Annotated in this window: 20 protein-coding genes; 10 read left to right on the top strand and 10 right to left on the bottom strand. The window is 65.5% G+C overall.

Annotated features, from left to right (window positions below; all coding sequences use genetic code 11):
* Positions 1-7: 7 nt before the first annotated feature.
* Genes ACLMAL_RS03205 through ACLMAL_RS03225 form a run of 5 tightly spaced genes read right to left on the bottom strand, consistent with a single transcriptional unit; the run spans position 8 to position 4,956 of the window.
* Positions 8-1,051 (bottom strand): NAD-dependent epimerase/dehydratase family protein, encoded by a 1,044-nt coding sequence (locus ACLMAL_RS03205; RefSeq protein ID WP_411997691.1) that lies wholly within the window; start codon positions 1,049-1,051, stop codon positions 8-10.
* Positions 1,048-1,320, bottom strand: coding sequence for a hypothetical protein (locus ACLMAL_RS03210; protein ID WP_411997692.1), 273 nt, complete (start codon positions 1,318-1,320; stop codon positions 1,048-1,050). Before ACLMAL_RS03210 ends, ACLMAL_RS03205 begins: the two co-directional genes overlap by 4 nt.
* Positions 1,317-2,981, bottom strand: coding sequence for a fatty acid CoA ligase family protein (locus ACLMAL_RS03215; RefSeq protein ID WP_411997890.1), 1,665 nt, complete (start codon positions 2,979-2,981; stop codon positions 1,317-1,319). The genes ACLMAL_RS03210 and ACLMAL_RS03215 overlap by 4 nt, the downstream gene beginning before the upstream one ends.
* A gap of 2 nt (positions 2,982-2,983) precedes the next feature.
* Positions 2,984-3,898, bottom strand: coding sequence for a hypothetical protein (locus tag ACLMAL_RS03220; RefSeq protein ID WP_411997693.1), 915 nt, complete (start codon positions 3,896-3,898; stop codon positions 2,984-2,986).
* 8 nt (positions 3,899-3,906) lie between these two features.
* Positions 3,907-4,956 (bottom strand): 3-oxoacyl-ACP synthase III family protein, encoded by a 1,050-nt coding sequence (locus tag ACLMAL_RS03225; RefSeq protein ID WP_328400232.1) that lies wholly within the window; start codon positions 4,954-4,956, stop codon positions 3,907-3,909.
* Between the two features lie 675 nt (positions 4,957-5,631).
* Here ACLMAL_RS03225 and ACLMAL_RS03230 point away from each other — a divergent pair.
* Entirely contained in the window at positions 5,632-7,125 is a 1,494-nt protein-coding gene (locus ACLMAL_RS03230) for a flavin-containing monooxygenase (RefSeq protein WP_411997694.1), read from the top strand.
* A gap of 5 nt (positions 7,126-7,130) precedes the next feature.
* Here the strand turns inward: ACLMAL_RS03230 and ACLMAL_RS03235 are convergent, their stop codons facing one another.
* Positions 7,131-7,808 (bottom strand): TetR/AcrR family transcriptional regulator, encoded by a 678-nt coding sequence (locus ACLMAL_RS03235; RefSeq protein ID WP_411997695.1) that lies wholly within the window; start codon positions 7,806-7,808, stop codon positions 7,131-7,133.
* Positions 7,809-7,921: 113 nt separating this feature from the next.
* Between ACLMAL_RS03235 and ACLMAL_RS03240 the strand changes: the two genes are divergently transcribed.
* From ACLMAL_RS03240 to ACLMAL_RS03250, 3 genes are all read left to right on the top strand, one after another.
* A complete protein-coding gene (locus tag ACLMAL_RS03240) occupies positions 7,922-8,794 on the top strand; it encodes a metal-dependent hydrolase (protein ID WP_328400238.1) in 873 nt (290 codons plus the stop codon).
* Positions 8,791-9,864: a PDR/VanB family oxidoreductase gene (locus ACLMAL_RS03245; protein WP_411997696.1), complete on the top strand. Its 1,074-nt coding sequence runs from the start codon at positions 8,791-8,793 to the stop codon at positions 9,862-9,864. Before ACLMAL_RS03240 ends, ACLMAL_RS03245 begins: the two co-directional genes overlap by 4 nt.
* Positions 9,865-9,982: 118 nt before the next feature.
* Entirely contained in the window at positions 9,983-10,909 is a 927-nt protein-coding gene (locus ACLMAL_RS03250; RefSeq protein WP_411997697.1) for a short-chain dehydrogenase/reductase, read from the top strand.
* Between the two features lie 192 nt (positions 10,910-11,101).
* Here ACLMAL_RS03250 and ACLMAL_RS03255 read toward each other — a convergent pair whose 3' ends face one another.
* Positions 11,102-11,785: a TetR/AcrR family transcriptional regulator gene (locus ACLMAL_RS03255; protein ID WP_411997698.1), complete on the bottom strand. Its 684-nt coding sequence runs from the start codon at positions 11,783-11,785 to the stop codon at positions 11,102-11,104.
* A gap of 152 nt (positions 11,786-11,937) precedes the next feature.
* On the opposite strand from ACLMAL_RS03255, the gene ACLMAL_RS03260 reads away from it, so the two are divergent.
* Both ACLMAL_RS03260 and ACLMAL_RS03265 read left to right on the top strand, forming a co-directional pair.
* Positions 11,938-13,509, top strand: a complete 1,572-nt coding sequence (locus tag ACLMAL_RS03260; protein ID WP_411997699.1) for a succinic semialdehyde dehydrogenase — start codon at positions 11,938-11,940, stop codon at positions 13,507-13,509.
* A gap of 47 nt (positions 13,510-13,556) precedes the next feature.
* Positions 13,557-14,387 carry an SDR family NAD(P)-dependent oxidoreductase gene (locus tag ACLMAL_RS03265; RefSeq protein WP_411997700.1) on the top strand — a complete coding sequence of 277 codons (831 nt, stop codon included), beginning with the start codon at positions 13,557-13,559 and terminating at the stop codon, positions 14,385-14,387.
* Positions 14,388-14,491: 104 nt separating this feature from the next.
* On the opposite strand, the gene ACLMAL_RS03270 is transcribed toward ACLMAL_RS03265, so the two are convergent.
* Entirely contained in the window at positions 14,492-15,286 is a 795-nt protein-coding gene (locus ACLMAL_RS03270) for a putative protein N(5)-glutamine methyltransferase (protein ID WP_411997701.1), read from the bottom strand.
* A gap of 58 nt (positions 15,287-15,344) precedes the next feature.
* Entirely contained in the window at positions 15,345-16,217 is an 873-nt protein-coding gene (locus ACLMAL_RS03275; RefSeq protein ID WP_411997702.1) for a YdcF family protein, read from the bottom strand.
* A 227-nt stretch (positions 16,218-16,444) separates the two neighbouring features.
* Between ACLMAL_RS03275 and ACLMAL_RS03280 the strand changes: the two genes are divergently transcribed.
* The 4 genes from ACLMAL_RS03280 (at position 16,445) to ACLMAL_RS03295 (ending at position 20,713) form a co-directional block, all read left to right on the top strand.
* Complete coding sequence (locus ACLMAL_RS03280) at positions 16,445-17,299, top strand: bifunctional 5,10-methylenetetrahydrofolate dehydrogenase/5,10-methenyltetrahydrofolate cyclohydrolase (RefSeq protein WP_411997703.1); 855 nt, start codon at positions 16,445-16,447, stop codon at positions 17,297-17,299.
* A 368-nt stretch (positions 17,300-17,667) separates the two neighbouring features.
* Entirely contained in the window at positions 17,668-18,768 is a 1,101-nt protein-coding gene (locus ACLMAL_RS03285) for a 3-oxoacyl-ACP synthase III family protein (RefSeq protein WP_411997704.1), read from the top strand.
* A 218-nt stretch (positions 18,769-18,986) separates the two neighbouring features.
* Positions 18,987-19,748 carry a hypothetical protein gene (locus ACLMAL_RS03290; protein ID WP_411997705.1) on the top strand — a complete coding sequence of 254 codons (762 nt, stop codon included), beginning with the start codon at positions 18,987-18,989 and terminating at the stop codon, positions 19,746-19,748.
* A gap of 59 nt (positions 19,749-19,807) precedes the next feature.
* Positions 19,808-20,713, top strand: a complete 906-nt coding sequence (locus ACLMAL_RS03295) for a hypothetical protein (RefSeq protein ID WP_411997706.1) — start codon at positions 19,808-19,810, stop codon at positions 20,711-20,713.
* Between the two features lie 16 nt (positions 20,714-20,729).
* Here ACLMAL_RS03295 and ACLMAL_RS03300 read toward each other — a convergent pair whose 3' ends face one another.
* Positions 20,730-20,879, bottom strand: coding sequence for a response regulator transcription factor (locus ACLMAL_RS03300; protein ID WP_411997891.1), 150 nt, complete (start codon positions 20,877-20,879; stop codon positions 20,730-20,732).
* Between the last annotated feature and the right edge of the window lie 161 nt (positions 20,880-21,040).

Genomic DNA, 21,040 nt, shown 5'->3' on the forward strand with positions numbered 1-21,040 from the left:
CGCGACGCTATCGCAATGTTCTGGTGAGTTCGACGACCCCACCTCGAGTTTCGAGCCAGGCGAGGAACCCGGTGAGTCCGGTGTCGCGGTCCACGATCGGCCGGTAGCCGAAATCGCGTGCCGCGGCGCTGGTGTCGTAGGTCGCCGAGCGGGTCATCAACGCGACGGCGTAGCGCGACAACGGCGGCGACCACCGGGTCGCGACGGCCGGAATGCGCCAGACGGTCTCGATCACGTTCACTAAGGCCGCGAGTACGCGCGGGTTCGGTCGCCGCGTAGGCGGCCGATAGCCGAGATCCGTTGCAACGGACCCGAGGAACTCCCACACATTGGTCTGCTCGGTGTCGGCGATGAAGTACGCCTTGCCGCCGACCGCATCCGACTCGGCGGCCTTGATACAGGCATCGACGATATTGTCGACATGACACAGCGAGGCGAATACAGCGCGGCCGTACGAGAGATCGGGCAGTGTGCCCATTGCGGTACGGCTCAACAACCGCACGATCGGACCCGACCGGTCACCTGCTCCCCAGATCGCCCGCGGGCGCAGTGCGCACGTGCGGAAACCCGGTGTGTCGGCAGCCAACACCGCACGTTCGGCCGCGGCCTTCGTCTCCGAATACAGGTTCAGATAACGCCGAGGATAGGGCAACGACTCGTCGACATCGATCAGGTCGCCGCCGTGGTAGTCCATCATTGCGCTCGGGCTGGAGATGAACACGAACCGCGAGGCTCCGCCACGTCGCGCCGAATCGAGCAGCCGCTCGGTGGCCCGAACGTTCTCGTCCCAGAACTGGTCCCGGGTGCCACGCTCGTCGACCCGTGCGGCACTGTGGAACACGACATCGACGCCGCTGGTCGCTCGGATCAGTGAGGCCTTGTCGCCGAGGTCGCCGAGGATCACCTCTACCTCGGTGCGGGCTTCGCCGAGATCGGCCAGATTGCTGGTGCGTCGCGCCAGAATCGCTACATCGTGCGCACCGTCCTCGACCAGCCTGCGTACCAGCGCACCACCGAGAAATCCGGACGCGCCGGTCACCAGTACTTTCACTGCATCACCTCCTGCGTCGCCCACCACGTCATTCCGAAGATCTGGGTCAGCACCGCGGTCTCCACTGCGGATCGGTCCGAACCCGCTGCCGCCCGCAGCGCCGCCGGAATCTGCGCCGCGTGCACCACGACACTGAGAAACAGATCGACCCACCACGCGGCCCGCAGCAGCCGGTTGCGTGGTGCCCTGTCGGTGGCCGCCGCCACGACGCCGGCGGCGAGGTACAGCCAGCCGAGCACCGGAATCGACCGCAACATCATGGTTTTCATCGGGATCCCACCTTCTCGGCCGCCCAGGCCGCCAGCTGCTCGCGCCCGATCTTCGCGTTGTGGCGAATGTCGACCGGGAACCCCGGGTGCACTAGGAAATCGGCGATATCCCGGGTGAGTTCGGACTCCGCGGCCAACATCCGCAACTCCGAGGCAACCGATACCGCATCGGTGCCCGGCGTCGTTTCGACACACAGCACCGGCCGTTGTGCGCCGGACTCGCCGACGCCGACCAGAGCTGTCCGGGCCACGCCCACAACGGTGTTGAAGATCTGCTCGACCTGAACGGTGAACATCGGCCCGTTCGCGGTGACCACGCGTTGGCTCTTGCGTCCGCAGAACCAGATTCGCCCGTGGTCATCGATCCAGGCCAAATCCCCGGTGCGGTGCCAGATCACGGCGCCATCGACGATCTTGCCCGCGGCGTTGGCCGACTCCGGCCAGTAATAGTGCGTGCTGACATTCGGGCCGGAGACGACGAGCTCACCGATGCCTCGGGAGGTTTCGAGCTCACCGGCCAGCTCCTCGACCCGAGCCCAAGTCGGAATCGGTGCATCGGTGATGGCGACCAATCGTGCGTTCACCCGGTCGGCCGGCCTGCCGATGCAGGTGCCTGCACCGCGATGGGCGCGAGCGACGAGGCCGTCGAACAGTTCCCTGGATTCGATGGTGGACATGGGCAGCGCCTCGGTGGACCCGTAGCCCGCATAGACCAGGACGTCCTCGCGCAACACCTTCCGCAGCCCGGCAATGCACCAGTCGGGCACCGGAGCGCCGCCGGAATAGATGCTGCCCAAGGTCGGCAGCTCGACCGCGTGTTCCTCGAGATATCGCAGCAGCGGGATGAGTAGGGCCGGGGAGGCGAACATGGTCCGCACCCCGAACTTCGCGATCGCGTCGACCACCTGGGCCGGATCGGTCGAACCGACCTTGCTCGGGATGAGTGGCGGTAGGACACAACGGGATCCGAGCAGCAGATCGAGAATGCCGACCAGCGGCAGGGTGATCAGTGAGGTGTCCGGCGCGATGTGGCCGCGTGCCGCGTCCACCTGCTCGATCATCGAGGCCAGGTTGCCGTGCGTGAGTTCGACTGCTTTGGCCGGACCCGTACTGCCGGTGGTGAATCCGATGACCAGCACTTCATCGGCAGCAGCGGGTGTGCGCGGCTGCGCGACCCCGGTGGGCCTGCGCTCCCAGTCCCGCAACGTCGGGCCGCCCCAGAACCAGCGCTTGCCGACGGTCAGGGTGGTACGCACCCGCCGGAAGCTGCGCCGGAACAACACGCGCAAGGCCTGTGCCTGCGGAATGCCGATGAACGCCTCGGCGTCGACCGCGCGCAAGCACCGCAACATCTTTCGCACACCCATGCCGGGATCGATCACCACCGGGACTGCACCGATCTTCAACAGTCCGAACAGGATCGCGTACAACTCGGGACTCGGTAGCACCAGCACGATGGTGTGGGTGCCGTGCGTGACACCCGCCACGGTCAGCCGTTCGGCGATCGCGTCGGACCAGTCGTCGAGCTCCCGGTAGGTGAGGTGCCGATAGGCGGGCAAGCCATCGGGATTCTGCCCGTCGGGGTAGATCACCGCTTGACGATCCGGTTCCGTGCGCGCAAACGCACGGAATCGGTCGATGGCTTCCCAATAGGTCGCCATTGTCACGCGGGCGCCCCCACCAGCGCGGGCAACCGGTACAGCGTCGCTGCTGCCGATGGGCCTGCGCCCGCCGCAACGAACAACAGATACGTATATCCGCGCAGCGCGTCCTCGGCGACGGCCTTATCGTAGGCCAGCGGTAGTGCCGCGGTATGCGGGTCACCATCGGTGAGATCTGGTCTCCGCACGGAATCCGCCGTGATACCGAGGTCTTCGGCGATGCGCAGCGGGAAAGTCGCGCTCGGCGTCGATGCGATGAGTGCCATGTCGGAAAGATCGGTGAGCCCGGCCTCGGTCAACGCGGACCGCGCGGCCTCCAATGCCGTCTCGAGCAGTCGATCCTCGAAACCTTCCTCCCGCACAACCGTCATCAGGCCGCGGCCGACCGAGCCCATGGTCGCGGTGTCCACATAGGCCTCGACGGCCGGGGCGCCCGCACCCATGGCGGTGTGCACAGGGCCGAACCCGTCGGGCTCGTCGGTGTGCTCGAGCAGCAGCGCCGCGCCTGCGGTGGCGTAGGGGAATTCGTCGTCGGCGATCGACCTGGTCTGAGACGGATGCGTGTCGCCCGAGACGATCAGCACGTGTTCGGCGCTGCCGGACTCCAGGATGGAGCTCGCCACCTGGACGGCGTTGAGCACGCCGACGGCACCGTTCATCAGGTCGAAGGAGAATGTCCGCGGATCGTCTTTGCCGTATTCCAGGCCGATGCCTGCGGCCTTCTGGATCAACGCGGAGACCGCCGGTTCCACGGTGTTGGAGTCACGGAAAATGCCGGCATTGATGAGCACGTCGACCTGATCGGGCCGAACCCCCACCCGCTCGAGACTCTGCCTCGCGGCGCGGCCGCTGTTCTCCACAATGCTGTGGGTGTCGGCCGCCCGGCTGATTCCGGTGGATTTGATACGCACGCCCATGGCTGACCTCAGACCTTCAAGGAGGAGATGGTGGTGGACAGGAAGCCGGTCACGATGCCGGAGGCAGCGGGGAACATCAGCAGCTTCGTGCCCGCCGGGATGTTCTGCTCGCTCAGCTGGTCGTGCAGCACGATGAAGTGCGAAGTGGTGGAAGTGTTTCCGTACTTCTCGATGACCCGCAGATCCGGTGGCATCGGGTGCCCGAACTCGCGCTCGCAGATCGCGTTCATCCACGGAATCGCGGCAGCGCCGAACTGATGGTGGATGACGTAGTCGAAGTTCTCGTCGGCGAAGGTGCGGCCCTGCGATTCGAGGTAGTTGCGCTGGCTGTCGGTGCCGAGCAGGAACCGATCCTCGTTGTGCATCTTGCGGTTGTCGGTGTACAGGGCGACACCCTGGCTCTTGTCGCTCGGCATGCCGAGGCATAGATGTGAGTACTCCGAGGCCGTCATCAGCTCGATGTAGTGGATCTTGTCGGCGTCGTCGACCGCCTGGTCCAGCACAATGGCGGCGCCGGAATCGCCGACCGAGAGCGAGGCGAACTGCAGATCGTATTTCTCGGAAATCTCGGCGACCGCAGTATCGGAGATAGGAGTAATCGCCTCGCCGCTTACCACCATGCCATTGCGGACGGCACCGGAACGGATCATTCGATCGAGTATGTAGGTTCCGGTGAGCATTCCCGCACAGGCATTGGAAACGTCGAAAGTAATTGCTTTCTTCGCACCGATTCGCTTGCCTATCGCCGAGGCGAACGATGGCTCCATGTACATGCGTGTGGCGTTCTTGCTACGGGTGATCGACGTCGAGATGATGATGTCGAGGTCCGCTGCAGAGTACTGTGACCTGGAAAGACAGTCTTCCACGGCATTGAGGGCAATGGTGAAGGAGTCCTCGTAGCTCTCCGGTCGAGTGTCGTGCACACGACGTTCTTTGACTCCCGTGATTTTTTCGAGATCGAACGAAGGTGGCTCCCTCAGTCGTGAGATCAGCTCCTTGGTTGTGACGATATTCGAAGGGAGATACGCGCCGATGGATTCGAACCGAGAATGCGACACTTGCGCTCCTGGAAATCGTTGACAGATACGTTCCGGATCTTCTCTGATCTTCGGTGCTGCGGAACATTACCCGACGGTAACTACCAATGGGTATATGCACTGTGTGTGAATCCTTCTGGGACAGTTGACTTTTGAGAGTATCTGTACCCTGAAGTATCATCAAATTTCGATCAACTGGCTATGGCGAACCGTGGTGATCGTCGCGCCATTCGAGCCTGCGTGTGCTGACCCATCGGGCGAATTTCGCTCCGCTCCGGACTTCGTGGCGAACGGATGGCTAATGCCTGTTTCGTCGGGTGTTCGCGGTGTCCGGCGGGAGTGGTAACGGGGCGACTGTGAGTGACTTCACTACGGGTTCTCGACATTCGGACCGATCGGTTTCGGTCGACTGCCCAGCTGTTCAATCATCAACTACGTTGTGGCCGAAGCCAACCCGTCGCCGTGCCGGCGCAGGCGGTCCTGCTGGACCCAACTCCGACCCCCTCGCATGCGCGCAAAAGCGCAGTGGCACCCTTGTGCTTCGGCGCCACTGCTTTCTGGAGTGAGTCTGGGACGACGGGAGTTTCCGCCCAGGGCCGACTGATCCGAAAATACCGGTCCAGCCGTAGGCTGGAAATACTGTCGGCGCGCGCCGGGGCGTAGCGCCGGAACCGCCGATGACGGAGGACGAGATCCATGACGATCGCGGGCGAGCACGTCGATGTGCTCATTGTCGGTGCCGGGTTGTCCGGCATCGGTGCAGCTCACCACCTGCAGCGGGCATTTCCGCGACGGACCTACACCGTCCTGGAGAGCCGTGACGCGATCGGCGGCACCTGGGATCTGTTCCGCTATCCAGGAATTCGCTCCGATTCGGATATGTACACCCTCGGCTACCGGTTCCGGCCGTGGCTGGGAGAGCAGGCGATCGCCGACGGCGACGACATCCTCCACTATGTGCGCGACACCGCCGCGGAGGCCGGAATCGATCGGCACATCAGGTTCGGTCATCGGGCGGTCCGCGCCGAATGGTCCTCGACCGACAACCACTGGACTGTGCAGGCCGAACGCACCGACACCCGGGAAATCGTCACGTTCACCGCCGGGTTCCTGATGTGCTGCTCCGGCTACTACCGCTACGACGAGGCCTACACGCCGGATTTCGCGGGCGTCGAACGCTTCGCGGGCCCGGTCGTCCACCCGCAGCACTGGCCCGACACGCTCGATGTGGCAGGCAAGCGGATCGTGCTGATCGGCAGCGGCGCCACCGCCGTCACCCTCGCTCCCGCGCTCACCGCGCAGGGCGCGCATGTGACCATGCTGCAGCGCTCGCCGAGCTACATCCTCTCCGCGCCCGCACGCGACGATCTGGCCGTCCGGGTGCGCAAATACCTGCCCGCCCGTGCCGCCTATGCGGTCGCGCGCGGCAAGAACATCGCGTTGTCGACGGCGATTTATCAACTGTGCCAACGATATCCGAAGGCCATGCGCAAAAGGATCCGAGGGTGGCAGCAACGTTGGCTGCCCCCAGGTTACGACATCGACACCCACTTCACCCCGAGCTACAACCCGTGGGATCAACGACTGTGCCTGGCTCCCAACGGCGATTTCTTCCGTGCCATCCGCAAGGGTGAGCTCGACGTCGTCACCGATCGGGTCGACACCTTCACCGAGACCGGCCTGACGCTCGCCTCGGGCGCGACCCTGGACGCCGACATCGTCATCACCGCGACCGGGCTCAATTTGCTTGCCTTCGGCGGGATGGATCTGGTGGTGGACGGCCGCCCGCTGACGCTGTCGGACCACATGGCCTACAAAGCGATGATGCTGTCGGATGTGCCGAACTTCGCCTACATCATCGGCTACACCAATGCCTCGTGGACGCTCAAGGCGGACCTGGTCTGTGAATACGTCGTACGCCTACTACGTCACATGGACACCCGCGGCTACACGAGGTGTACGCCGGTGCGCGATCCGTCGGTCGGCGCCGCACCGCTGTTCGTGAACTTCAACCCAGGCTATGTGCAGCGTGCGGCAAGCCAGTTTCCGATCCAAGGGACCCGGGCGCCGTGGCGGCTCCGGATGAACTATCTGCGTGACCTGGTTGCCCTTCGGCACGGCAAGATCACCGACAGCGCCATGAGCTTTGCCAGGGCGCAGCGGCTGGATGTGGTGTCGGCCGAGGGGTAGTCGGGTCAGTTCGCGGAGGGATCGGACACCGCGGTCGAGGATCTGGCGGCAGCGATGTTGCGAATCACGCTGGTCGCATGGTCGTCGAACCGTTTCTGCGGCATGTCGATGGTCCCGTCCAGCCATGGGCGGTACATGTAGGCCATCGCTCCGAAGATGGCGTTCGAGTTCAGGGCATTGTCCAAGGAATCCGGCGCGGGCTGTCCGTCGGTGCCCGGTCCGATCGTCCAGGCGATCGGGGTGGTGAACTGCTCGATCAGCTCGTTGCCTCGCTCGCCGAGCACCCGCCTGGCCTGCGATTCGACGAACATGATCCGACCGCGTCGCCGATCTTCCATCAGGTAGTCGGTAAACGCCGAAATGGCGTGGCGGAATAGCTTTTCGGGTTCGGGCGGTGCGGTGGCCAACGCGGCGAGTAGTCGGTCGCGGGCGCCGACGACCACTGTCTCGAGCGCGGTGGTGAAGAGGGTGTCGAGGTTGGGGAAGCTCTCGTAGAAGTAGCGCTCGGTCAACCCGGCCTGCCTGCAGACGCCGCGCATGGAGGTCTCCGATGCGCCGACGGACGCCATCAGCTCGATGGCGGCCTCGATGAGCTGCTCGCGGCGCGCGGCGATCCGGTCGGCGGGCGGGCGGCCGCGCCAGCGGCGCATGCCCGGTATCGATCCGTCGGATTCGTCGTCCATGAGTCGATCCTCGCACGAGCGAGAAGTTGACATCATGTGATGTTGACATCACTTGATGGCAGAAATACATTAATAGTGCGGTTTTGCAGGACCGAGACGTGAGGACCACCCAGATGAGCTCTGTCTACGCCGATCAGGCGCACGCCATCAACGCGCGGGACGTCGACTTCGATTTCGACACGGTGCCGATGCACTACATCCCCGGCGAGGTCATGGCGACGCACATCATCAACGTGATGCACCTGGTATTGCCCGAGGGCGAGCGCGCGATGGCGCAGGCGCTGGCCGAAGCCTTACCGCTGATCGATGACGAGCGATTACGCGAGGAGGTCCGCGGTTTCATCGGCCAGGAGACGATGCACGCGAGCTCGCACGAGAAGGCGCGCAACCAGCTCGAGCGGCTCGGCCTCGATGTCGCACCGATGGTGGAACGGGTCGGCTGGCTGGTCGATCGGTTGCTCGGCGATCATGGGCTGGCCGGCCGCGCCAAGCGCGAATGGCTGTGTGAGCGACTGGCGTTGTTCGCAGGGATGGAGCATTACACCGCCGTCATCGGGGAATGGCTGCTGACCAACGACAAACTCGAGGCCAAAGGGATGCATCCGGCGATGCTGGATCTCATCCGCTGGCACGGCGCCGAAGAGGTCGAGCATCGCAGTGTGGTCTACGACGCGTACATGTACGTCGACGGCGGATATGCCCGCAAAGCGCGGCAGGCGATCATCGCGAGCACGGGATTGCTTGCGCTGTTCGTCATTTCGAGCGGCTACCTGTTTCGGCGCGACCCTTCGCGGAACAAGGGGAGATTCTGGCCGCTACAGCTGGCCAGCGCGTCGCTGCGCGGCGTCGTACCGAACTTCACCACCTTCTTCACCGAGATCCCGCGCTACCTCGAGCCCGGCTTCCACCCCTCACAGCTCGGCCCGATGGACAACGCGCTGCGCTACCTCGCACAGTCGCCCGCGGCGCGGGCGGCGGGCGCATGACCGCGCAGTTGGGTGCCCAGTTCCGACCGGGCACCGGCCTGCGGATGCTGGCGTCGGCGGTCGACGCGTATCGGCGCGTCTTCGCGGAAGGTGAAGCCGCGCAGCTGCTTTCCCGGCCCCAGCCGGTGCGGCACGCCGGGTTCGACTTCGATGTGATGATCGATCGGATCGAGCAGGAAGCCGACGGAGTGGTCAGCGTGACGCTGCGTGACCCGGACGGCGGGCCGCTGCCCATGTGGACACCGGGCGCCCACATCGATGTGTTCCTGCCTTCGGGGCGACAGCGGCAGTACTCGCTCACCGGTGACCCCGCCGATCGAGGTTCGTATCGGATTGCGGTGCGCTACATGGCGAATGGCGAAGGCGGCTCCCGGGAGATCCATGAGCGCCTGCGCGCTGGTGACCGGCTGTCGGTGCGTGGTCCGCGCAATGCGTTCCCGCTCGTCGCGGCCTCGGAGTACCTGTTCGTCGCCGGTGGCATCGGGATCACGGCGATCCTGCCGATGGTGACCGCTGCCGAGCGTGCAGGCACCCCGTGGCGGCTGATGTACCTGGGTCGGTCCCGTTCGCGGATGCCGTTCCTGTGCGAGTTGGCGCAGCTCACCGGCGGTGACGTGGTGGTGAGGCCGGACGACGAGTTCGGAGTGCCGAACCCGCGGATGATTTTCGAGCAGACGCCCACCGGCGCCTCGGTCTATGTCTGTGGTCCGCCTGCGTTGGCCGAGGCAGCGCGTGAGGTGTTGTCGCTGCACGATCCGTCCGCGTCGCTGCACACCGAGCGGTTCTCCGCGATTCCGGTCCGCGACGGCGATCCGTTTCATCTGTGGTTGCGGCGCAGCGGGATTCACCTCGACGTTGCCGCCGACGAATCCACGCTCGCGGCGATCCGGCGGGTGCTGCCCGGTGTCGCGTACTCCTGCCAACAGGGTTTCTGCGGAACCTGCCGGACGGGGGTGCTCGCCGGCGAGGTCGACCACCGCGACCGGCTCCTGCTCGACGGCGAACGCAACAATGCGATGCTGACCTGCGTATCACGTGCGCGCGGTAGCGAACTCGCACTGGAGATGTAAACCGGTTCGACTGGTCGGCCGGGACGGGATCCGCAACCGGCCGCATCCGTGAGCTCGGCGGGCAATGAGGCCAGCCGAGAAGGGAATTCGGCGTTGAGTCGTATGAGGCGGGGGTTTGATGAGTAGTTTCGTGTTGGGTCTTGCCCGTCAATTGGTGGCGTTCTCGACCAGCCCGGTCGCCGAGCTGAATGTGCGTGATCGGGTAGTCATGATCACCGGCGCCGGCGCCGGTATCGGGCGGGCCCTTGCCGAAAAGCTCTATCGCACGGGCGCATTCGTCGCGCTGATCGACATCGATCAGAACGCCGCAGCGCGGGTCGCCCGATCGATGGGGGAGCGGGCGCTGGTGGTGCGCGCCGACGTCTCCGATCGAATCGGCATGCGGGAGGCCGTCTCCCGGGTCCGCGAACGGTTCGGTCGCATCGACGTCGTGGTCGCCAATGCTGGAGTGGCCCCGGAACCGGCGACCATCAGGACGATGAAACCCGCCGATTTCGACCGGGTCATCGGCATCAACCTCACCGGGGTCTTCAATACGGTGCATCCTGCGCTCGACGACGTCGTCGCGGTCGGCGGTCATGTCGTGGTGGTGTCCTCGGCCGCGGCATTCGCGCCGGGCATGGCGGGATCACCGTACATGGTGAGCAAGGCCGCGGTCGAGCAGCTCGGCCGCGCGCTGCGGGTGGAATTGGCCGCGGTGGGCGCCACCGCGGGCGTCGCCTACTTCGGCATCGTCGATACCGCCATGACCCGTGGCACGCTCGACGACGATGAGCTCGGCGAGGAGGTCGCGGCACTGCTGCCGTGGCCGCTCAATCGTCGAATTTCCGTCAGCGACGCGGCCGAATCCATCGCACAGGGTATTGCTCGCCGGGCCCCGCGGACGCTGGCCCCCGCCCAGTGGGAGCCGTACGCCTTGCTCCGCGGTGCGGTCAATGTCGTGCTCGATCAATTGCTCGCCGACGACGAGCGGGTTCGTGCCCTGCTCAATCGGGTGGAACAGCGGCAGGTCGAGCGGCGGCAGCCGAGCCCGGTGCCGCGCTAGCGACGACGCGGCTGGTGGCGTACCCGCTATGGGGCGGGTGTCGCACCGCGAGGGGCAGGCACTGTTGTAGCTGTCGCCCGCCTCTTATTTCGAAGAGCTGCGTGTCGGTGCCGCAGTGTGCGTGCCGCCTGTTGTGCGGGACATCGATATCGATCCGATTGTGGTTCCAGGGGCCGTGGCGTCGTGACTCGGTCATGGCACGGGCGGGAATATGCCGGGCAGCTCCATCGCATATTCGAGATCGACGCGGGTGCCGAGCGTGGTGAGCAGGACGCGGATCATCGTAAGGCGTGCGGCGGCAACGGTTTCCGAATCGGGTTCGGTGCCGGGAGCGGCCCCGGAGGAGATGCGGTAGACGACATATTCGCAGACGTGCAGTGCGGCATCGAGGTCGAGCGGGGTCGGGACGGGGCGTCCGAGTTCGGTGAATTTCTCGGCGACGAGAGCACGAATGTCGTCGAGGGCGCGCTCCCGATAGGCCGATACCGGTGAGGCCGGGTCGTGCAGTTCCGCGAAGAGCGGGCGCAGCATCGCACCGTGGTCGTTGGCCCAGTCGAGATAGGCGTCGATGAGTCGGATACCGAGCTCGACAGGTTTGTCGGTGTCGCTCAATGCGGTGCGGATGCCACCGACCAGGCCGTCGTTGGAGGCGTCGAGCAGCACGTGCAGTGGTTCGGTCGCGTTGCCGAAGTAGCGATAGAAGGTGGGACGAGCCAGACCTGCCTGCTCGATTATCTGGGCGACGCTCAGACCACGCGAACCGTTGCGGGTGAACACTTCCGCAGTCGCGAGCACGATCCGCGCGCGGACCTCCTCGGCCTGCTCCTGGGTCTGCGGTGGTCGGCCTCGCCGTGCGGCCGCGGCGTCAGTGGACATGGTGATGCCTCACATGGGCGAGCCGGAGATGCCTGTGGTCCACACCGGAGAGCTTGACACGGGACACTGCATACCTATTAATCTAACACTAGTGTTCATTTAATGCGTGCAGGTGATTCGCCGCCTCCGACCGTCCCATGAGAGGGCCGACAATGACGACCGCCCCACAGCTGGCTCCCGCCGATGCGCTGCCGGAGTCGCTGGTACAGCCATTGCTCGCACGTGCTGTCGCGGGCGGTGCGCCCTCGGTCGAGGTGTTCGCACCCGCCACCGGCCGCAAGATCGCCGATCTGCCGCAGTCCTCCACCGCCGACATCGAGACCGCGTTCGCGACGGCCCGTGAGGCCCAGCGAGGGTGGGCGCAGCGTCCGGTGCGCGAGCGGATCGCGGTACTGCGCCGATTCCACGACATCGTGCTTGCCGAGCAGAGCACCATCCTCGATATCGTGCAGACGGAGGCGGGCAAGTCTCGTGCGCATGCCTTCGACGAGGTCGGTGACGTCGCGGTGAACGCCCGGTATTACGCGTCGGTGGCCGCGAAGCTGCTGGCCAACCGCAAGCCGCGCGGTGTGCTTCCGGTCCTGACGCAGGTCGATGTGCGGCACCGCCCCAAGGGCGTTGTCGCGGTGATCTCGCCTTGGAACTATCCCTTGGCCTTGGCCGCATCCGATGCACTCCCCGCCCTCGTCGCGGGTAATGCCGTGGTCGCGCGTCCGGACAACCAGACCGCGCTCACCGCGCTGTGGGCCATCGACGCCGCCGAGCGGGCCGGTCTGCCGCGCGGGCTCTGGCAAGCTGTGCTCGGCCGTGGCTCCGTGATCGGCGGCGAGGTGATCGCACGCGCCGACTACGTCGATTACACCGGTTCCAGTGCGACCGGACGCACCATCGCCAAGCAGGCGGGTGAACGGCTGATCGGATACTCCCTCGAGCTCGGCGGCAAGAACCCGCTGCTGGTGCTCGCCGACGCCGATGTCTCCCGGGCCGCCAAGATCGCGATTCGCGCCTGCTTCGCCTCGGCGGGGCAGCTGTGTGAATCAATGGAGCGAATCTACGTGCACGACAAGGTCTACGACCAATTCGTGACGGAGTTCGTCGAGCACGTCCGCGCGCTCGAGCTCGGCGCGGAACTGGACTTCGGCAGCGACATGGGCTCCTTGACCTTCCAGCGTCAATTGGACACCGTCAGCGTGCACGTCGATGATGCGGTGGCCAAGGGCGCGACGGTGCTGGCAGGTGGCCGCGCGCGGCCGGATCTCGGCCCTTACTTCTACGAGCCGACCGTGCTCGCCGATGTCCGCCCCGGCATGACCGTGTACCGCGAGGAGACCTTCGGCCCCGTCGTCTCCATCTATCGGGTCGGCAGTGACGACGAGGCCATCGAGCAGGCCAACGACACCGCCTACGGTCTCAACGCCAGCGTTTGGACCAGGGACGCCGCCCGCGGCCGACAGGTGGCCGCGCGCATCAATGCCGGATCGGTGAATGTCAACGAAGGTTTCATCGCGGCATGGGGCAGCGCTGATGCACCTTCGGGCGGGCTCGGTATCTCCGGGACCGGCCGCAGGCACGGCCCGGAGGGCTTGCTGAAGTACATCGATACCCAAACCATCGCCGTGCAGCGGGTGCTGCCCATCGCGCCGCTGTCCGGCATGTCCGAAGAGTTGTGGGCGAAGACGATGACGCTCTACTTCGGGGTCATGAAAACACTGCGCCAGAAGTAACCACTGCGCCGGCAACAATTTTCACGAGAGACGACACAGAGGCAAGGATGAAATTGGACACGGTCGCAGGTAAGAAGGTTCTCGTCACGGGTGCGGCGATGGGCCTCGGCAGGCTGTTCGCCGAGCGAGCCGTCCGGGAGGGTGCTGCGGCGGTGGTGCTGTGGGATGTCAACGAGGTCGGGTTGAAGGACGCCGCCGCCGAACTCACCGCGCTCGGCGGCAATGTCCACGAGTATGTCGTCGATGTGGCCTCCGAGGATGCCATCGTCGAAGCCGCCGTCGCGGTGCGCAACGAGGTCGGCGATATCGACATCCTGGTCAACAATGCAGGCATTGTCCGCGGCAACAGCTACTTCTGGGAAACCACGAATCGCGCCGATATCGACAAGACGATGGCGATCAATTCCCTTGCCCCCATGTACATCACGCTCGAGTTCTTGCCCGCGATGGTCGCGGGTAAGGGTCAGGCGCGGGTGTTGAATATCGCCTCGTCGGCGGGACTGGTGTCGAACCCGCGGATGAGCGTCTACGCCGCGTCCAAGTGGGCGGCACTCGGCTGGTCGGACTCGGTGCGCATCGAGCTCGAGCAGGCAGGTCACGAGCACGTGAAGGTTACGACGGTCTGTCCGACTTACATCAACACCGGAATGTTCGACGGCGCGAAAGGCTTCCTGTTCACGCCGATCCTCGAGCAAGACGAGGTGGTCGACACCTCGTGGCGTGAGATGAAGGCGGGCAACCCGTTGGTAATCCTCCCGTGGACCTCTCGGCTCAACAAGGCGATCTCCGGTCTGCTGCCGATCAAATTGCGCGACTTGTTCCTCAACACCGTTGGCGTGTACCACTCCATGGATGAATTCACCGGCCGCAACAAGTAACACGGCTCCCCGGCCGAGGCCTCATCCGCTGCTCGGCGAGCGGGGCCGGACTGCTGCAAATGTCGAATCGCCCAACACCGCGTGCGGTTCGTCGAACAGACCTCCTATGGCCTGGTGCCGATGACGACGGTGGCGTAGAAGTCTTCGGATTCTGCTGTGCGGGCGGCGAATCCGTGGTCGATCAGGACGGCGGTGGCAGTCGGCGCTTGGGCTGCGCTGGATTCGACGAGGAGGTGGCCGCCGGGGGCCAACCACGATTCGGCGGCTTCGACGACGCGGCGGAAGATGTCGAGGCCGTCGGGGCCGCCGTCGAGTGCTGAGCGTGGCTCGTAGTCGCGTGCCTCGGGAGGCATCTGGGCGATCTTCGCGGACGGGACGTAGGGGGTGTTCGCGAGCAGGATGTCGATGCAGCCACGCAGTTCGCGGGGAAGTGGCTCGAAGAGGTCGCCCTCATACACTGCTGCACCGATCGGTGCGAGGTTGCGCCGGGCGCATTCGACCGCTGCAGGCTCGATGTCGGCGGCGGCAAGTTCGATCGACAGACCCGCGTCGGCCAGTGTTGTCGCCAACGCCAGCCCCAACGCGCCGGAGCCGCAGCACAAGTCGACGACCACGGGGCGCTCGTGTGCGCGAGCGAGCTCGGCGGCCTCGTCGACTAGGAAGCCGGTGCGTTGCCGAGGCACGAACACCCCCGGTGCCACCGCGACGCGCAGGCCATGGAATTCGGCCCAGCCGAGCAGATACTCCAACGGCATGCCCGACACCCGTTGAGCGACCAATCGCTCCAGGTCCGCACCTGTCTCGGCGGCCGCCGCGGCCAGTAGCGCGGCCTCCTCCTCGGCGAACACGCAGCCGGCCGCCCGCAGCCGCACCACCAGGTCGGTACTTTCCGTTGACATCACCAGGACATCCTGCCGTGTCGTACACGGCCGGTGCCGACCGACAGGCGTTTCGGCGCTAGCGCGCGGTCGCCAGCTGGAACGTGCGGGTGGCGTCGAGGTAGATCCCGCGCTGACCCTGCTTGGCGGGCGGCGGGAGCTGGGAAACCAGTTGTTCCAGCGAGGTGGTGGCGCCGACCACGCGGGTTCCAGCGACGATGAAGTCGGCCACGGCGCGGCGAATGTGATTGGGGGAGGTGACCACCACCGCGCTGCTCGCGCCGAGATCACGCAGCATCGTGGTGCTGAACAAGGCGTTCTGCACCGTGGAGCCCGCCCGCCTCTCGACATGGACGCGGTCCGCGGGCAAGCCCTTACCGACCAGCCAGTTGCGCATCGCGTCGGCTTCGGTGATGCCGTTCTGCGGGTTGCCGCCGGTGACGATGACCGGTGAGAACGGCGAGGCGACGGCCTGCAACCACGTCGCGGTCAGCCGGTTCACCAGCTCGGGGCGCAACGCGCCGTCGGGCAGCAGGCCGTAGCCGAGCGCGACGATTCCGGTTTGCGGGCCGACAATGGCAGGCAGCGGATTCGGCAGGGTGCCCACGGCGGCGGTGATCGCGCCGAGCACGTTGGTGGTGCCCTGCGCCAGCCCCGGATCCACGGCGGAGAGGCGCGCCATGGCATCGGCGAGTGCGAGCAGATCTCCCGCGTAGTGGGACCAGATGGCCTGCAACGACAGCGCCTCGGCGTCGGTGGGGTTCGCGCCGAGCAGTTCGCGCAGCTCGGCACGGCCCGCGGCGTCGTTGCCGTCGGTGAAGTTGCGCTGGGCGGAGTTGTAGAGGGCGTCGATGTCCGGGGCGGCCTCGGCGGGCGCGCTGGCGAGACCGGTGATGGTGACCGCCGCGAACAAGGTCGCGATCAGGGTTTTCCAATGCCTCGAGATCTTCACTACAGTCGACACCTTTCCGCGCATGAAACGGGGCTTTCGGTACGTCAGCTGACAGTTAGCCGATGGCAAGCATTGATCACAATACGACTGGTAGAAGCCATATGCGTGTAATTGCCAGGCCGAATCGGCGGTTTCTTCCCGGCATCCGGGCAAACCGGGCACGGCTGCGGGTGGCCGCCGCGACCGGCGCGACAGTGCGCGCGTCGTGACCATTAAGGTGTGACAACGTGGATACCGTTTCGCTGTCCGGCAAGGAACTCGCCGCCGCCATCAACGCCGACACCAAGGCGCGCGCCGCCGCGCTGGCTACGGGCGGACCCGCCCCGCGCCTGGCCCTGGTCGTCGCCAACGACGACCCGGCGAGCGCCTGGTATGTGAACTCGCTGCGCAAGGCTGCCGAGCGACTCGGAATCACGTGCGACACGGTCGAACTCGGCGCCGACGCGAGCGCCGAGGCAATCCGCGCCGAGCTCGCTGCGCGCAGCGCGGACTCCGCCACCGACGCGATCATGCTGCAGACACCGCTGCCCGCCGGTATCGGCCTCGACGACGTCAGCTCCTCGATCGCCGCGACCAAGGACGTCGACGGTGTCAGCCCGCTGTCACTCGGCCTGCTCGCCAGCAATCTCGACGGTTTCGTCCCCGCCACGTCCGAGGCTGTCGTCGAACTGCTGAAGCATCACGAAATCCCCCTCGCCGGTCGACATGTCGCGGTCGTCGGGCGCTCCAACATCGTCGGCAAGCCCTTGGCTCAGCTGCTACTCGCCGAAAACGCCACCGTGACCGTTGCCCACTCGCGCACCACCGACCTCCCCTCGGTGACCTCTGCCGCCGACATCGTCGTCGCTGCCGCGGGACGCATCGACCTCGTCACCGCCAAACACATCGGCGAAGCTGCGGTGGTCGTCGACGTCGGCACCAATGAAGCCCCCGACGGCAAGATCGTCGGCGACGTCGAAGCGGATTCCGTGCGCGGTAAGGCCGCTGCCCTCAGTCCCGTCCCCGGCGGAGTCGGCCCGGTCACCACCGCCCTCCTGATGCGCCACGTCGTCACCGCGGCCGAAAACGCCCGCCGCGCCTGAAGTCGGTCGCCACTGACAGCGGTCCGAGTCTCAGTTCCTTTCAGGTGGAATATTCCCAATTGTGGGGGTTTGTGAGTTCCGGCTCGAACAAACCCGTGGGTATCGTTCGCTCGTGCACATCCCACCCAAGCGACCGATCGGAGATCGGCGCCCCTGAGAAACCTCTGGATGTGAGCGGCTGATACCTGGCGATATGCCGAGATGAGGTTTCTCATCTGTCGGTCACGCTGCCACTCAGCTCATCGTCGCTGCCGCAACGAACCTGCGCCTGTTCCCGAGCGGATTCCGGGCGGTTCCGTGTGGCCTGACAGCGGTGTCGACGGGGCGTATTCCGACCGTGTCGCAACAGCGAACAGGCATGGAACATCATGAAAGTACGGATCACCGGCGCAGGCGCGTCGGTCCCACCGCTGGTAATGACCAACGAGCGACTCCTCGGTATGTTTCCGGGTCCGCGCAGGATGCCTTGGACGCCTGCGGAATTCGAGCAGAAGACGGGGATTCGCGAGCGGCGATTCAGCTTCGATCTCGACGACAAAACCGGCCGTCCGCTGTTTCCGCCCGGATACGGTGAAGCGCCCGGCCCGGCAGGGGTGCTGGCGGAAGCAGCACTGCAAGAGGCTCTTACCGTCGCCGGCGTCGATGCGACCGCACTCGACGGTCTGATCGTCGGCGGCAGTACCCCGGATCGGCTGCATTTCGGCAGCGATGCGCAGCTGCTCCACCATCGGCTCGGGATGCGGTCCGACGCCGGAGTACTCCAGGCCGATATTGGCTGTGGCGGTGCGGTGTTCTGTTTGCAGTGGGCCAAGGAGATGATCCTCAGCGGTGTCCGCAAGCGGGTCGCGGTCGTGATGGTTCAAGTTGCCTCGCCATTGCTCAACCGCGAGGTATTCACCGGCGGTATCGAGTACGACGGCAAGGAGAGCGAGGCTTTCCTATCGGCCCTGTTGTTCGGCGATGGTGCGGGCGCGGTGATCCTCGAGGCTGCCGATGACGACAGCAGTTCGGAGCTGGTGTCCGCGGTAACCATCAATGAGCACTTCGAGATCGCCGTCCAACCCGCGGGCGGAAATCTCTGCCCGCCAGGACTGCCCGGTGCCGCGCTGTCGGACTATGCGGTTCACATCATCGGCAAGCGCGTCGCGGATGCATACACGCCGGTCATGCAGAAGTCGATCGATCGTGTCCTGGCCGATGTGCAGTGGGATGTCGGTGACCTGGAACGCCTGTATCCGCATCAATCCAATCGCCGACTCATCGAGCAGCTGATCGGCGCCCTCGGCATTGCCGAGAACCGTACGGCGATCAACGTCGACCGCTACGGCAATACCTCCGGTGCCAGCGTCCTCATCCTCCTCGCCGAGGATCTGCGCAACGGGGTGATCGGCCTGGGCTCCGGCGACCCGATAGTGATTGCGGCCGTCGGGGCCAACATGCAATACGGCGCTCACTTCATTCGACTGTAGCCCACTCGGGCCCGCTGCGCGCTCCGCGCGAGAACGGCTCTCCTTCAAGCGAAGTGGCGTCGTTCTCATTCTCGTCGTCATCCGGCGGCCCCGCCGTGGCGAATACCTGTTGATCGAAGCTTCCTCCGATCGCGCCTGGCGCCGAGGTATCCCTCGGCGGGTGTCGATCTGTGTCCGAGACACGTTATGCCGGTCGTGCGAAAGGTGGGATCGCTGATATGGCAAGGGAATTGATCGTGGCGATAGGGGTTACGGCCCTCGCGGTGCTGGTGTTCGTGCTGGGGGACAGGTTGCGGCCGGATTCGTGGCGGCAGACGGGTGACGAAGCTGCGGGGACGCTGGTTTTCGATCTGATCAAGACGTTCTTCGCGGCAACCGTGGCGTTCGTGGTGATCATCTGCTGGCAGCAGTATCAGACCGCGCGCAGTTACACTGTGGCCGAGGCGAAGTCGCTGGTCGACACCTACACGGCGGCACATGCCATGCCGGATCCCGAGCATCACCGGATCCAGGGATTGGTGCGTGACTACACCACACAGGTCGTCGACCAGGAGTGGTCGATGATGGATCGAGACGGTCACCTGAGTCAAAAGGCCCAGGGAACTCTCGATGTGCTTCGCGACAGCGTGGATTCGATGCGATCGTCGGATCCGTACGTGAACAACCTGCGCGCTACCACCTTGGCGAGCCTGGACAGAGTCGCAGGGGCACGTCACGACCGCGCGCTCGTGGTGGGGTACGGGATTCCGGGGTTCCTCTATGTGGCTTTGTATTTCGGCACACTGCTGCTGTTGCTGAGCCCTGTGCTATCGGGTGTGCGGGTCACCAGGCGCAGTGTTCTGATGATGGCGCTGCTCGGTGTCGTGGTCGGCGCCGCGATTCTGGAGGTCCACAACCTGGACCAGCCCTTCTCCGGTGGGAACACCGTCCCGATGGATGCCTTCGAACTAGCGCTGGCGCGCTTCCAGCAGGTCACCTGACGAGTTGTTCGAGCTTCGGAAACCGGTGCGGACGAGCTGACGGACGAGGGTAGCTGCAGATGGCATTTGCAATCGCTGTACCACGAATACGAAGGCGCACAAGGGGTCTGCGCTTCGCGCAGCTGCTCCTGGTGACGGTGGCGGTGGCGGTGGCGTCGCTGGCAGGCAGGCCGACGACCGCTGCCGCGGACCCGCCGTGGCAGTCGCTCGTGGACAGTGTCGCGACCGGGAGCGCGACGCCGGGAGTCACCGATGTGTCGACTGGAAGCTCTGGTTCCGGTACAGCGCTGAGCCTCGGCTCGAGCAGCATCTCGACCGGAAGCGCGGGTAACGCGATCGGTTCGAATGCCGGCTCGCCGCGCACCGTCGACGGGTTCGATACCGGCAGCGCAGAAAGCCGACTGCCCGTCACGGGAGGTGCTGAGCCCGAAATGGCCGCAACGTCAGTCGGTTCGGTCGAGGCACTCGGGTTGAACCAGGGCAGCGTCGAGCTAGCGTGTTCCGGGAGCGCCGCAGTCGGTGCCGCCGGAATCCTTGTCGGTTCCGCCACCGGAAGTGGAGTGGGCAGCGGGCTGATCGGATCTGGCTCGAGCAGCGGTTCGGGCCTCGGCAGTGTCGTCGTCGGCAGCGCCGCCACCGGCAGTGCGCTACTGACATGTCTATTGTTGTTGCCGAACAGCGCGCCCCCGGCGCCCGGTGCTCCACTCCTGCTCAGCCCGCCGTTGGTGCCGCCGAGCCGGACTGTTGCCGAACCTGCGCCTGCGCCGCCGCCCGCGGCAGTGCCCGTGATCGCGCTGGAGAGGCCGGTCGTCGCGTCGCCACCCGTGCTCCCGCGCACCACGACCGCCGAGCCCGCGTCGGATCCGATTCCCTGGAACGTGCTGGAACTGATCGCGTTGCTGGTGGTGACCGTGTTCGCGATCCGCAGCAGGTCATCGGACGACCGCAGCCGTAGCGAAGGGTAGTGCCGCGCTGGACGACTCAGTCTTGGGCGTCGCGGATGAGGAGGGCAAGCTGGACTCGCTTCTTGATCGCGAGCTTGGTGAACAGTCTGCCGGTGTGCGATTTCACGGTGGCAATGCTGAGGTTGAGCTTCTCGGCGACCTCGGCGTTGGACAACCCTTGTGCGATTGCGCGGGCGCTGTCGAGTCTCTCGTGCGGGGAGCCCGTCGAGAGCGCGGCGAGCCCGCGCGTTCGACGCCCTGTACAACCGACTTCGGTACATCACCGATTCGCCGAAACGATGAGGTGGATGGAGACCTGCGGCCGACATCCGTGTCGGTATGCGCGGT

It is taken from the genome of Nocardia sp. CWNU-33, assembly GCF_046764895.1.
GTDB lineage: Bacteria > Actinomycetota > Actinomycetes > Mycobacteriales > Mycobacteriaceae > Nocardia.